Origin of the sequence: Imperialibacter roseus (genome assembly GCF_032999765.1) — a bacterium.
GTDB classification, from domain to species: domain Bacteria; phylum Bacteroidota; class Bacteroidia; order Cytophagales; family Cyclobacteriaceae; genus Imperialibacter; species Imperialibacter roseus.
The window spans coordinates 1,424,961-1,439,322 of sequence record NZ_CP136051.1 but is presented as its reverse complement, the minus strand read 5'-3'; the positions used below and the strand labels follow the sequence as shown (position 1 = coordinate 1,439,322).

Genomic DNA, 14,362 nt, shown 5'->3' with positions numbered 1-14,362 from the left:
ATACATCAACTAAATTGTTAGGTATATTTGTAACTAATAATTTTTTCTAAAGTATACCAACCGTACCGCAATTTGAGTTATAAAAGAAGTTAATTACCTCTTTTGATTTTTTTAGTATGATTTTTGTGCAAATTCATACTTCTGTTAAATGTGTATGCTAATTGAACTTAACCATCATGAAAAAAAGATACATTCTGCCTGCTTCTATTCTCATACTACTCGTTGCTGTTTTGTATTTCAGCCAGAGCAAGGGCAGCGAGGAGAACGACATTATCGTAAATGTGAGCAAAGGAAAATTTGTGGTTGACGTAACCACCACTGGCGAGCTCAGCGCCCTGCGTTCGGTAAGAATTTTGGGTCCCACAAGAGCTCAAAATTATAGAATTTACAACCTAAAGATAGAAAGCCTGGTTGATGAAGGAACCGTGGTTAAGAAGGGGGACTTTGTAGCATCTATTGACAAATCTGAGCTTCATACCAGGCTTTCGGATGCAGCAAACAACCTGGAAAAGGCGCAATCGCAGTATGAACAAACAAGGCTTGATACAGCGATCAACCTGAGAGCTGAAAGGGAAAAAATAATTAACTTAAGATATGCCCTGCAGGAAAAACAATTAGTGCTTGATCAGTCGCAGTTCGAGCCACCTGCAACGGTAAAGCAAAACCAAATAGCCATGGAGAAAGCTCAAAGGGAGCTAGATCAGACGGTGGAAAACTATCAATTAAAAATTCAGCAGTCGGTGGCCAAAATGCAGGAAGTAGGCGCCACTTTGAGAAAAGAACAGTCTGACTATAATTCTATGAAGTCTCTGCTTGAAGACTTCAACATACTCGCCCCTCAGGATGGAATGGTTATTTACACAAAAAACTGGGATGGCAACAAAATCGCAGCAGGTTCGCAAATAGGTGCCTGGAATCCAGTTGTGGCTACACTGCCCGATTTGACACAGATGATGTCGGTGACTTATGTCAATGAAGTAGATATCCGGCGAGTGGCCCCGGGGCAAAAAGTTAAAATTGGCCTCGATGCCTACCCCGACAAGGAGTTGAGCGGTGAGGTAATGAAAGTCGCCAATATTGGTCAGCAAAACCCGAATTCGGACGCCAAAGTTTTTGAAGTAACCATCAATGTCAACGAAAGGGATCCGTCTCTGAGGCCTTCCATGACAACCAGCAACAACATAGTTGTTAGCGAGCTCGATTCGGTAGTTTTTGTCCCCCTTGAGGCCATCCATTCACGCAACGACTCCATTCAGTATGTAATACTAAGCGACGGCACCAAGCAGGAGGTCGAAATGGGATTATCCAATGCCAATGAAGCCATTATCAAGCAGGGCCTTTCGGGCACCGAAAAGGTATACCTTTCCCTTCCTGCCAATATGGATGAAGGCGAAATCAAGCTCCTCGAATCGTTAAATGGTAAGCGAAACCAGGGCGAGAAAAACGAAGTAGCTGAAGTGACTGGATCGTCGGCCACACAACCCGGCTCAGGAAAACCTCTAGCCAACAACCCAAATCAATAAGATGAACAAGAAGCTGCTGGCCAACTTCCAAATTGCCCTGGAGGCAGTTTTGGCCAATCAATTGCGTTCACTGCTAACCGCACTGGGGATCATTTTCGGAGTAGCCGCTGTCATTGCCATGCTGGCCATAGGAAACGGCGCAGAAAAAGAGATCCTTGAGCAAATAAAAATGGTGGGCGTTAACAACATCATCATTGAGCCGGTAGTAGAACAGGAAGAAAAGAAAATAGACGCCGCCAATGCCAAGGGGGAAGAAAAGAAGAAATTCTCCCCGGGTCTTAGAATGGCTGATGCGCAAAGCATTTTTGAGACGATACCAGACATCCAGGCTGTGAGTCCGGAATGCGTGATGGAGACTGTCATCATCAAAGACGGTTTTCGAAGATCAGCCAAACTCGTCGGCGTAATGCCTTCCTATTTTGATATTGGAGCTTTTGCCCTGAATCAAGGCAGTATGTTCAGTGAAAGTCAGATTGAGGGAGGTCTTCCTGTGTGCATCATTGGCAAAAGCATCAAGGGGAGGTTTTTTAGCAAAGAAGACCCCATTGGAAAAACCATCAAAGTTGGCAACCAGTGGCTGGAGGTAGTTGGGGTGCTGGACGAGCGCCTTATCTCTGAAAAAAATATAGCCAAGCTCGGTATTCGAGACTACAACATGGATGTATACGTCCCTATTAAGACGTTCCTGATCAGGTACAGAAACAGAGAGTTGATAACCGAAGCTATTCTAAAGGCCGCTAATCGAAACAACAATGACGATGGCAGCAGCTCCGATCAGCAGCCTAGTAATTATCATCAAATCGACAAGCTCGTCATTCAGGTGAAAGACGCTTCAAAAATGCAAAGTACAGCAGAAATCATCTCCAGAATGATAGAAAGGAGACACTTCGGAGTGATCGACTACGAAATCACCATTCCGGAGTTATTGCTTAAACAACAGCAGCGAACACAAAACATCTTCAATATTGTGCTTGGAGCCATTGCAGGAATTTCGCTGCTGGTTGGAGGCATTGGCATTATGAACATCATGCTGGCATCTGTTATGGAGAGAATCAAAGAAATTGGCCTTCGCCTTTCCATTGGAGCGCAAAAAACCGACATCGTCACTCAATTTTTATTCGAAGCGATGATGATCAGTGTCAGCGGCGGCATAGTCGGCGTGGTGCTCGGCATTAGCCTTGCACTGGGCATATCCAGTTTTGGGGACTTCCCCACCATCATTACTTTTTCTTCTGTCATCGTTTCTTTCGGTGTTGCTGCTACAGTAGGTCTTGTGTTTGGGATTGCGCCCGCACAGAAAGCTGCCAGCCAAGACCCAATAACTTCTTTAAGATATGAATAGAAAATTGTGTGTGTCTATCTCACTCCTGGTATTCCTGTGCATCCAGATCAAAGCCCAGGACTATAATTTCAATCTCCAGGAAATTATCCAGCGTGCAAAAGACCAATCTCCAGCAGCCAAGCAGGCCGAGACACAAAGGAACAACAGCTACTGGCAATACCGGACTTTCAAATCTAACTACAACCCCCAGGTAACGCTTACTGGAAATGCTCCTGGCTATTCCAACCAAATTACAGGCGTGCAGCAGCCAGATGGATCTGTCGTTTACCGAACATTGAACCAAACTTACTCGAATGCTGCCCTGGGTCTTCAGCAGCCTATTGCTGCTACAGGCGGCAATATCTCTGTTAACACCAATCTCTTTCAATTTCATAATTTTATTCCTAACCCTGGTGACCCGGCCACCACATGGCAAAGCACATTGTTCAATCTCCAATTGCAGCAGCCTCTTTTCGCCTTCAATCCTTTAAGGTGGGATAAGAAAGTGCAGCCCATAATTTACGAGCAAAGCAAAAGGAGTTATGTTGAGGATATGGAGTTTGTGTCCAGAATTGCCGTTGACAGATATTTTGGAGTACTTACCGCCCAAATCAATCTTCAGATAGCTCAGTTCAACCTGGCTAACAACGACACTATTTATCAGATTGAACAAGGGCGGTACAACATCGGAACAACGTCGGAAGATAAATTGCTTCAGGTGCAACTCCAGTTGCTTCGCTCCCGCCAGGAAGTAGCGCAGGCTAAATTAGATTTCCGCAATAACGTGTTACGTCTTAGAAACTATATAGGGTTAAATGAATTGAGTAGTTCTGCGGAAATTGAGCTAACGTTACCAGAAGACATTCCAATTTTCGATATCAGCGAGGAGGATGCTTTAAGATATGCCAAGCAAAACAGATCCCAGTATATTTCTTTTGAACGAGATAGGTTAATTGCAGAACAAGCAGTGGCACGGGCCAAAGGGCAACGATACCAGGTAAACATGGCAGCCTCCTACGGAGTAAATGGCACTTCTTCCAACCTTTCCGATATTAGCGCCAATCCCAATAATCAGGGCATCGCCAGCATTCAGTTTAGTGTCCCAATTGTGAGCTGGGGCAGAAATAAATCCCGGCTGCAAACAGCATTGGCCAACGAACAGCTGACCCAATACACAATTGCCCAGGAGGAATTGAATTTTGATCAGGAGATTATTACCCAAGTGCGGCAATTTGACATGTTGCAGCTACAGTTGGAGATTACCAAAACAGCCGCTGAAGTAGCACAGAAGCGGTATGATGTGGCTCAAAATCGTTACCTGATCGGAAAGATTGACATCACCAACCTGAACATCGCACTCACGGAAAAGGACACTGCCCGCCGCAGTTACACCGATGCTCTGCAAGCCTATTGGAGGGCTTACTATGATCTTCGCAGGTTGACTTTGTACGATTTCGAAAACAAAACGCTTCTTTACAATCCAGAGCTTGAGCAGGAGGTAACAGAATATTGATAAGCCGCATACTTAAGTCGGGCCAGGCCCTGCGTTGAAAACAACACAAACCATAGGTTTGTGACGGGCAAAAGAGCTAGCGACAGGCTTTCTAGCGCATTAGGAGCCTTTCTTCAAGCCACTTTCAGTCGAATAAATTTTGTTTGCTCCGTGCTCAAAGTTGTCTGAAACAAAAAAATTCCGGGGAGTGACTTTTCCCGGAATTTTTTTTTGACCCAAACTACGCAATGGATTTCCAATGAATAATTCAGGTTTAGCTACCTGGCAGTTATTGAGCTGCCACTGACTTTCGTGAGAAAACTATTTCCACCTTGCGGGCGGTGTCATTTTCTCGTATCGTTGATTGAAAGCCGGCCTCCCCCACTTCACCTTTTCCTTCCACTACTAACCTGGATTTAGCAATGCCCAATTCATCAGCCAGGTATGCACTGACGGCCATTGCTCTGCGTTCTGAAAGGTTTTGATTATAGGCAGCGGGGCCGGCCGGGTCTGCATATCCATTGATGTCCAGACTCAGGCCATTTTCCTTGTGCAGAAATTCTCCTATTTTTTGAATGGTTAACTTTGATTCTTTCGACAATTGGTAGGAGTCGAATGCAAAATAAACAACCATGGGCTCTGGAATAATACTATAGCTGCGTTCACTTTCAATGGGGATCTCAGGGCTTACTTCGGCTGCTTTCTGCTCAGCCACCAGAGGCAATTCTGCCACCACTGGTTCTGGCCTTTTCGCTGTTAGTGAATAAATATCTGCCTTACCCCCACCTCTGTTCGATGAAAAATAAGCGCTTCCATTTTTCTCAAAATAGTAAGCGTCAAACCCTGCTGAATTTACCTGTTCACCAAGATTTACTGGTTCAGACCAATTGGTCCATGAGTCGTCCAATCTGGTTGACATAAAGATATCTGCATCACCAAATCCACCCCGGCCATTGCTAGCAAAAAAGAGGGTAGACTGATCATAGGACAAAAACGGGGAAATTTCGAAACCAGCACTATTAATAGTCGTTCCCAGGTGTTTGGCAACAGACCATGAACCGTCTGCTTCTTTCACACTAACATACAGATCCTCTTCTCCGAGGGCCTCATCTCCCATCATAGACACAATGACCACTTTCTGATTTTGATGAACATGCATGCCGTAGAAGTCGTTTTTGGTTTTCACCTCAACGCCCTGCTCTTTTGGGGTTGCCCACTTCCCATTTTTAAGTGTGCTGTACGAAAGACCAATCTTCCGTCTTGGAAAAGAACTGTAGTTGTTAATTAAAAAGATCGTGTCGCCATCGGCTGTAAAACCCGTCATGGCATTATTGTCGCCATTGTTAATCGTTGGCAGGTTATTGCTGGGTTCGGCCCAGCTACCGTCAGCTTTCCTGTCGGAAAACCAAATATCCTGACCAGCCTGCACGCCGCCAATATTCTGAGCATACAATGCACGCACAAAATACAATCTGGAACCATCAGCCGACAGCATGGGAGTAATCTCCTCTGCGTCAGAGTTAATGGTTGATGCAAGCTTCTCAACAGCTTCGAACGTGTACTGCCCAAAAGTGGTAGAGGCTGCCAAAAAGAGGAGGGTAAATATTTGTAGAGTTTTCATGATTACCAGAGAGGACTGAACCTGTTATGATTGAAAAGTTTTAAACCAAGCATTATTTCGTGGCTGCCGTTGCTAACGTCAGAGGCATTACCGACTCTTGATTCCAGCGAATAGCTAAAATTGATTTTATCAGTGATATCTATCCCCAAAAGGGCGATCACCGACTGATCGTTTCTGTAAGAAAGGCCGGCAAATATGAGCTTGTTGTACCGCAACCTGGCACCCAGGTCAACCACCATTGGTTGGTTGGTCTCGAACCTTACGTTGATATTTGGAATCACGTCAAACTTCCGAAAATATAACCGATAGCCTCCTACCATGTGAAAAATCTGATTATTGCCACCCTTGTTTAACATGTCATTACCATTTAGCAGCGTTCTCGACAGCTGCAACGCACTAATGCCTGCATAAAACAAATCCGAGTATATCGCAACCCCAGTACTGAGCGTTGCATAGGTGTTATTAAAACCATTGGCCATAAACCTGTTGTATGTGGCATCATTCACCTGATCGGCAACAACCACCTCAGAAAGATTTACCCGGTAATTTGAAATGCCGGTAGCAATCCCAAGACTCAAATAGGTACGTTCAGCAACCGCAATATGGCTAGCCACGTTGACTACAGATTGCATTTGATCAAACGGTCCCTGCTCCTGCTTTAGCACATAACCTCCCAGACCCCACTTTAGCCTCGAGGCCCCGGAAGAAGGCAACTGGGCCTCTGCAGACTCGCTCATCCGCAAGGAATTCTTGCGGTACGGGTTCACTTTTGGTTTGATAGCCCCATTCGCCGAAACGAAATAAGTTTTCGGTGCGCCTTCAAATCCTACCCATTGTTGGCGGGTGCCCGTTCTGATATCCAGAAAATCGGCGGCACCAGTGAGCCCTGGATTGAAACCAGGTAGGTTCTGGTAATATTGACTGAGGAATATCCCCCCCTGTGAGTAAGCTTTGCCAATGCAAAGCGACAACAAGGCTATTAGTGCGAGTAGTTTAAATTTCATGACTTTTGATATTTTTCTTTATTGAATTAAAATAGGCATCGTGCAGCACCCATGCCGACTGCTGCACGATACCAGTTTATTGAAGGATCATTACATAGCTTTTGTAACCACGCCCTGAACCATCGTTGAGGTCAATTACATAGTAGTACATGTCGAGTGGCAGCGATACGCCACTTCTCTGGCCTGTCCAGGGTTGGCGATAGCCCACCGAACTGAAGACTAAACGGCCCTGGCGGTTGTAAACATTGACCGACATGTTGCGGTAGAAATGGGCATTCTCAAATTCCCAACTATCATTCACGTTGTCATTGTTGGGGGTGAAGGCCGTTGGGATTACCAGATCAGGATGGAAGCCTGGAACGATCTGAACACCGAACACTTTTTCCAGGTAAGCCCCGGCCGGGTCAGTAGTTCTCACCCGCACCGAAAGGAGAGTGATTTCGTCAATATCGAAGCGTACGTTGGTCAGCAGTTTATTGCCTTCGATGATAAAGCTCTCATTGTCGATAGCGCCCTCTCCGTCCACAAGCTCATAAGTATGCGAGTCGCTGTCTATATCTTCTGTGCCAAATTCAGCGGCTTTGAAGCCCGGGGCAGCGTCCTCGGCAACGTTCACGTTGTTGAAGATGATCGCATGTGGGGCATCGTTTACCGGTAAAACCTCAACTGTCACACTTACTGTCTCAGAGGCTATTTCACCCTCCACTACCTTGTAGCTGAACACATCAGCTCCATTGAAATTGGCATCGGGAGTGTAAACGAATGAACCGTTAGCATTCAACACAAGGCTGCCGTGAGAGACATCCCCCACCAAAACCAGCTGCAGCCCGGCTGTAAGCACGTTGCCGTCATTGTTCAAAACACCTGGTGCATCAACTGTAAGCACCTCATCTTCATTTATCTCATAGCTATCGGCTTCGGCTGCAAGACTGGCCTGTTGCCCTCGGCTCACAAGCACGGTGATTTCAGTTTCAATGCTTACGTGAATGCCGTCAGAGACCGTGAGTACGAGTGTGTAAGAAGTGGCTGTTTGCATAGCGAGTGTAGCGCTGTTTACAACCACCAGGTCGCCGGAGGCTGGTGAAAGGTCAAATATCCCCTCTTCATTTCCCGACACAATGATCCATCCCTGAAGCTCCGTGCCTTCGTCTGAATCGTGGGCCATTACCTTGCCTACCAAGGTTCCACTGTTCACTGTTTCTGCCACCTGGAAAGACTGTGCGGCCAGAACTACAGGCGCACTGTCATTTTCATTGGTAATCGTTATTTCTATGGTTTGGTTGGTGACGTTGACACCATCAGTGGCCGTTACCTGCACCAAATACACATTATCTCCATCAGCATCGGTCGGTTGCTCGAAGTCCGGCGCTGTTTTGAAAGTCAATGCACCGGTGGTAGCATCGATACTGAAAAGGGCCATGTCCCAGCCGCCAGAGAGGCTGTAAGTGATAGTTGTTCCTTCGTTTCCGTCCGTTGCAGTAACCACGAGCACATTTGTTTCATTTTCTTTCACTGACGGGCTGCCAACCGACGTAAATACCGGCTCAACATCCACTATAATTTCCCCGTTGGTAACCACAAAGTCTGTCGGAGCAAGGTATTTGAAGGCATCTGCTCCTGCAATGGTGTAAGTAACGGTGATGGTCTTGTCCACACCTGTGCTGGCGTCGTCATAGGTAGCTTCGGCGGTAAGTTCCACAACATCACCATCAACCACTCCAACAAGGGCGCCCGCAAGTACTTCGGCAGTTTTCAGACCATCGTGTAGCTTAGCTTTGGTCAAAACAGGCTCATGTACAGTCAGTTGCCTTGGGGTGATTTGAAGCTCTCCGTCTGCGAAGCTGATAGTATAGTTGTCGGAGGTCAAACCTGAAGGGCTTATTGTATATACGCCGGGGTTTTCTCCGGTAGCTCTGGTAAACGCCAGCATACCGTCAAAGTCTGATTCTTCATCTCCTTCAACCAAGCCCGAATAAGCCACCGTGGCTGTAGGGTCAGTCTCTCCGTATTCCTTCGTTTTGTCTTCCGCTGTAATGGTCAGCGCCTTCTTCGTAATCTCCAGGTCGCCAGCCACAAAGCTGATCGTGTAGTTATTGGAGGTAAGGCCAGCTGGAGTGATGGCGTAGTTACCCGCATCCTCACCAGCCGTTCTGCTGAACGACAATGTGCCGCTCAAGTCTGTCGCCGATTCTCCAGTGATAAAGCCTGCGTAAGTCACCGTGTTGACTGGATCTGCAACACCATATTCTTTGGTCTTGTCTTCGGCGGTCACCGTCAGGGCCCTTTTGGTGATTTCCAGGTCACCAGCCACAAAGCTGATGGCATAATTGTCTGATGTTAGGCCCGCCGGTGTGATGGCGTAAGTGCCTGCCCCCTCGCCCGATGTTCTGCTGAACGACAGTGTGCCACCCAGGTCAGTTTCATCTTCACCTGTGGTAAACCCTGAATAGGTCACCGTGTTGGCAGGGTCAACTTCACCGTATTCTTTGGTTTTGTTCTCTGCCGTAACGGTCAGTACCTTTTTGGTGATCTCCAGCTCGCCGCCCACAAAGCTGATAGCATAGTTGGCTGATGTGACGCCGGATGGGGTGATCGTATAGGTAGCTACCACCTCGCCTGCCGTTCTGTTGAACGATAGTGTACCACTCAGGTCAGTTGCGTCATCGCCTGTAACAAAGCCTGCATAAGCTGCTGTATACACAGGGTCTGACGCACCAAACTCCTTCGTTTTGTCTTCCGCTGTAATGGTCAGCGCCTTCTTCGTAATCTCCAGGTCGCCAGCCACAAAGCTGATCGTGTAGTTATTGGAGGTAAGGCCAGCTGGAGTGATGGCGTAGTTACCCGCATCCTCACCAGCCGTTCTGCTGAACGACAATGTGCCGCTCAAGTCTGTCGCCGATTCTCCAGTGATAAAGCCTGCGTAAGTCACCGTGTTGACTGGATCTGCAACACCATATTCTTTGGTCTTGTCTTCGGCGGTCACCGTCAGGGCCCTTTTGGTGATTTCCAGGTCACCAGCCACAAAGCTGATGGCATAATTGTCTGATGTTAGGCCCGCCGGTGTGATGGCGTAAGTGCCTGCTCCCTCGCCCGATGTTCTGCTGAACGACAGTGTGCCACCCAGGTCAGTTTCATCTTCACCTGTGGTAAACCCTGAATAGGTCACCGTGTTGGCAGGGTCAACTTCACCGTATTCTTTGGTTTTGTTCTCTGCCGTAACGGTCAGTACCTTTTTGGTGATCTCCAGCTCGCCGCCCACAAAGCTGATAGCATAGTTGGCTGATGTGACGCCGGATGGGGTGATCGTATAGGTAGCTACCACCTCGCCTGCCGTTCTGTTGAACGATAGTGTACCAATCAGGTCAGTTGCGTCATCGCCTGTAACAAAGCCTGCATAAGCTGCTGTATACACAGGGTCTGACGCACCAAACTCCTTCGCCTTGTCTTCCGCTGTAATGGTCAGCGCCTTCTTGGTAATCTCCAGGTCGCCAGCCACAAAGCTGATCGTGTAGTTATTGGAGGTAAGGCCACCTGGCGTAATAGCGTAATTACCGGCATCCTCACCAGCCGTTCTGCTGAACGACAATGTGCCGCTCAAGTCTGTCGCCGATTCTCCAGTGATAAAGCCTGCGTAAGTCACCGTGTTGACTGGATCTGCAACACCATATTCTTTGGTCTTGTCTTCGGCGGTCACCGTCAGGGCCCTTTTGGTGATTTTCAGGTCACCAGCCACAAAGCTGATGGCATAATTGTCTGATGTTAGGCCCGCCGGTGTGATGGCGTAAGTGCCTGCTCCCTCGCCCGATGTTCTGCTGAACGACAGTGTGCCACCCAGGTCAGTTTCATCTTCACCTGTGGTAAACCCAGAATAGGTCACCGTGTTGGCAGGGTCAACTTCACCGTATTCTTTGGTTTTGTTCTCTGCCGTAACGGTCAGTACCTTTTTGGTGATCTCCAGCTCGCCGCCCACAAAGCTGATAGCATAGTTGGCTGATGTGACGCCGGATGGGGTGATCGTATAGGTAGCTACCACCTCGCCTGCTGTTCTGTTGAACGATAGTGTACCAACCAGGTCAGTTGCGTCATCGCCTGTAACAAAGCCTGCATAAGCTGCTGTATACACAGGATCTGCCGTACCAAATTCCTTCGTTTTGTCTTCCGCTGTAATGGTCAGCGCCTTCTTGGTAATCTCCAGGTCGCCAGCCACAAAGCTGATCGTGTAGTTATTGGAGGTAAGGCCACCTGGCGTAATAGCGTAATTACCGGCATCCTCACCAGCCGTTCTGCTGAACGACAATGTGCCGCCAAGGTCTGTCGCCCCTTCTCCACTGATAAAGCCTGCGTAAGTCACTGTGTTAACAGGATCTGCAGCACCATATTCTTTGGTCTTGTCTTCGGCTGTCACCGTCAAAGTCTTTTTGTTCACTGTAAGGGTTTGCTCCACAGATAAGGCCGCCGCATAAGTGTCATCACCTGCCTGCGATGCAGTAATCGTTGTGCTACCTGCTTTTTTAATGGTCGCCTGGTTGCCCACAATTGTCACGACGGAAGGATCCGTGGCGGCATAGGTTATTACCAGGTCCTGATCCGTTCTCTCGGCACCGAGTGTAAAGGGCTCGTCTCCCCAAACCTTTGCGCTGATCGCATCAAAACTGATCGTTTGAGCAATTTTAGGGGTGATAAAGCTCAATTCACTTCCATAGCTTGTACCCAGTGAGTTGATGGCGTACGCACGGAAGTAGTAAGTGGTGTTCACTTCCAGTCCGGTTACGCTTTGAGAGAAGGTGCCCGTGCCAGAACCAATCTCCACTTTCGTATTAGCAATGGTAGGCTCAGCTGTGGTGGCATATACAATACCTCTTTCTATCACATCAAGGCCTCCACTGGCAGTCACATTTCCACCAAGTGTGGCAGAGGTTGTTGCCAAGTCAGTATACGCTGCGGTAGATACTGTTGGCGGGCCTGTAAGTACAGCGGAAGCTACTTGAATGTTGTTTAGTGAGCCCCATGAATTGCTTCCCCCCTGCTTATAAATTCTGACTTCGTCTACATTGGCAAATATCGACGACAACACACCGGAGTTGGTCAAGGCGATATAGCTTCCATCTACGTTTCCGGTAAAGGTTATCGTTCCCTTTGATGCGGCATCCAGGAAAGCCTCAGCAACAAATGTATCGCCTGCATAGCCCCCCCAGTCGTGAAAATCTACGGCGACCAAAGAGAATGCAGTTCCGTTGTCCGATTTAATCGACCACCCGAAATGTGCATCTATGTCGCCATATGTAATGATAGCCGGGTAGCCCGACCAGCCTGATTGCGTGTTATCGTGGTATTGGATAGGTTGTCCTGCGAGCTTCACGCCGGAGCTATTGACAGGCATTACCTGTAGGTTGAGGTCACTGATCACTACCGACCCTCCCTCACCGTCCTGAGCAATATTATCTTCAAATCCCACCTCATTCGAGAAAGAGATGATAGGGCTGGTGGCAAGCAAAACAGTTTGAACAACAGGACCCAGCCTTTCGCTCACCATGGCACTTCCTGCGTCAGTACCGTCGCTGGGTGTTACCTCAAAAGTAATGTACTTACCTTCGTCTTCAGACTGAAGCAGGTAGGTGGCTTGTGTAGCACCAGTAATAGCAACGGGAGCCACGCCAACATCGGCAACTCCTCTGTACCATTTGTAAGTTGTACCACTTTCAGCATCGCTATTTGCGTCTGCATAGGAGTATGTCCCTGTTAGTGTAACACCTACTTCAGCGGCTCCAGAAATAGCCACACTGGAGGCCGCAGGTGCGGTATTGCCAGCAGCCACCGTTACCACCAGCTGTGGTTTGTTGGTGGCGCTGTTGTCAGATTTGAAGCCGAACCAGTTGTCTCCTTCTGCTGTATTTCCTGCAATGACCAGCGAAGCGGTGCCATCTCCCTCGGCTTGTTGCTTAATGAATGCGGTGACGTCAAATTCCTTCCATCCTGTAGCGGTGATGGACACATTGCTGCTAAGCGAGGTATTTTTGGAGGGTACAGCATTAGTGGTAGCAAGCCAGCTGTCGTCATCGGAGCCCCAAACCTTTGCGAAAACAGTTCCGCTACCTACTTCGCTCACATATAGCCTAAGCTTTGCGTCGGACACAGTACCAGTAACGGCGGCCAGGTTAAATTTTATTGCAGCATCAGAGTACCACCCCCACCAGTCTCCAACGTAGTTGGTTTGTGAGGTTGAATAACCTGAACCGCTCTCAATGTATGTATCCATTGAAGGTACGAGCGTGATCGGGCCAGTGCCATCTGTTGTCGTAAATGTTATTTGTGAGCCGTAAGAGGTACCTGCTGAGTTGATTGCATAGGCCCTCACATAATAAGTGGTGCTAAGCGAAAAGCCAGCGACAGTTTGCGAAAAAACGCCCGAACCAGTTCCTATCGCCACCTGCTCCCCCCGGCCATCGCCAATGGCTGGTGAAGGTGATGTGCTATAGACGATCCCACGGTCTGTAATTGTACCTCCGCCATCGCTGGTTACATTGCCGCCAAGACTGGCATAGGTACCACCTATCAAATCTGCGGCTGTGGTAGTAACAGTAGGCAGCGAAGCAATTGCCGGGCCTACAATCAAATTGTCAAAATTAAGCTCCCACAAGCCCGAAAACATCAAAGTCACTGTAGTAACATTCAAGTTTTTTGATATTGAGACGGTAGTGTTTGAACCGTAGGTGTCAGACGAAGCGCCTGAACCATTGTAGTTGGCCGTAAGCCAGGGGGCGGTATAGCCGCTGGTAAAATTTTTGTATTTTAACCATACCCCATAAAACTGAAAGCGGGCTCCATCTTTCCTCTTAATGGTGATTGAACTAGTGGCTGCCGTGCTGTAAAAAAGGCTGGAGCTATTGGACACTCCACCGCTGCCGGAAAAAGCCCATCCTCCGTTTCCTCCGTTCAACAACTCATAAACCACCCCGCCGATGGTTACCTCAGCCGAAGTCTTCCACGATGGAACAGACGGGTGAGAAATCAAAGTGGGTGATGTGGTAAAGGACTCGGTAGTTTGAGCTTTCAGGCCATGTGCAAATGCCAATAGGGTCAATACCACCAAGAGAGACAATCCCCAGCCGCACATCCACGACCGTTTGAGTGCTGATAAGAATTTATTGGCAACTGCTGGCAATACCCCCGGCAGGCTGAAGTCAGATTCGCCGGCTCGCAAAAAGTAAGGCATTTGCCAGCCATTTGTTTGTTTTGTTAGATTCATATTCCAGGACGTTATTAGTAATTCACTTTCCTTATGCGACAGACCATGGTCTTTGCACCTGACAAAGGGAACTCTTTCTATCGTCCTGATTTTTTGGTTTTTAGCTCCTCTCTCACTTGGGTATTACAAACAGGCAATTAGCATTAAAGCCCTCC

6 protein-coding genes are annotated in these 14,362 nt (G+C 47.9%); 3 read left to right on the top strand and 3 right to left on the bottom strand.

Annotated features, from left to right (window positions below; genetic code table 11):
* The first annotated feature begins 176 nt into the window (after positions 1 to 176).
* Genes RT717_RS06230 through RT717_RS06220 form a run of 3 tightly spaced genes read left to right on the top strand, consistent with a single transcriptional unit; the run spans position 177 to position 4,357 of the window.
* Positions 177 to 1,523, top strand: coding sequence for an efflux RND transporter periplasmic adaptor subunit (locus tag RT717_RS06230; protein WP_317490876.1), 1,347 nt, complete (start codon positions 177 to 179; stop codon positions 1,521 to 1,523).
* A 1-nt stretch (position 1,524) separates the two neighbouring features.
* A complete protein-coding gene (locus RT717_RS06225) occupies positions 1,525 to 2,865 on the top strand; it encodes an ABC transporter permease (protein ID WP_317490875.1) in 1,341 nt (446 codons plus the stop codon).
* Complete coding sequence (locus RT717_RS06220; protein WP_317490874.1) at positions 2,858 to 4,357, top strand: TolC family protein; 1,500 nt, start codon at positions 2,858 to 2,860, stop codon at positions 4,355 to 4,357. The genes RT717_RS06225 and RT717_RS06220 overlap by 8 nt, the downstream gene beginning before the upstream one ends.
* A 268-nt stretch (positions 4,358 to 4,625) precedes the next feature.
* On the opposite strand, the gene RT717_RS06215 is transcribed toward RT717_RS06220, so the two are convergent.
* The 3 genes from RT717_RS06215 to RT717_RS06205 all read right to left on the bottom strand — a co-directional run bounded on the left by RT717_RS06215 (position 4,626) and on the right by RT717_RS06205 (position 14,207).
* Positions 4,626 to 5,957, bottom strand: coding sequence for an OmpA family protein (locus tag RT717_RS06215; RefSeq protein ID WP_317490873.1), 1,332 nt, complete (start codon positions 5,955 to 5,957; stop codon positions 4,626 to 4,628).
* A gap of 2 nt (positions 5,958 to 5,959) precedes the next feature.
* Positions 5,960 to 6,961, bottom strand: a complete 1,002-nt coding sequence (locus RT717_RS06210) for a PorP/SprF family type IX secretion system membrane protein (RefSeq protein ID WP_317490872.1) — start codon at positions 6,959 to 6,961, stop codon at positions 5,960 to 5,962.
* A 76-nt stretch (positions 6,962 to 7,037) separates the two neighbouring features.
* Positions 7,038 to 14,207 (bottom strand): MBG domain-containing protein, encoded by a 7,170-nt coding sequence (locus tag RT717_RS06205; RefSeq protein WP_317490871.1) that lies wholly within the window; start codon positions 14,205 to 14,207, stop codon positions 7,038 to 7,040.
* Positions 14,208 to 14,362: the final 155 nt, after the last annotated feature.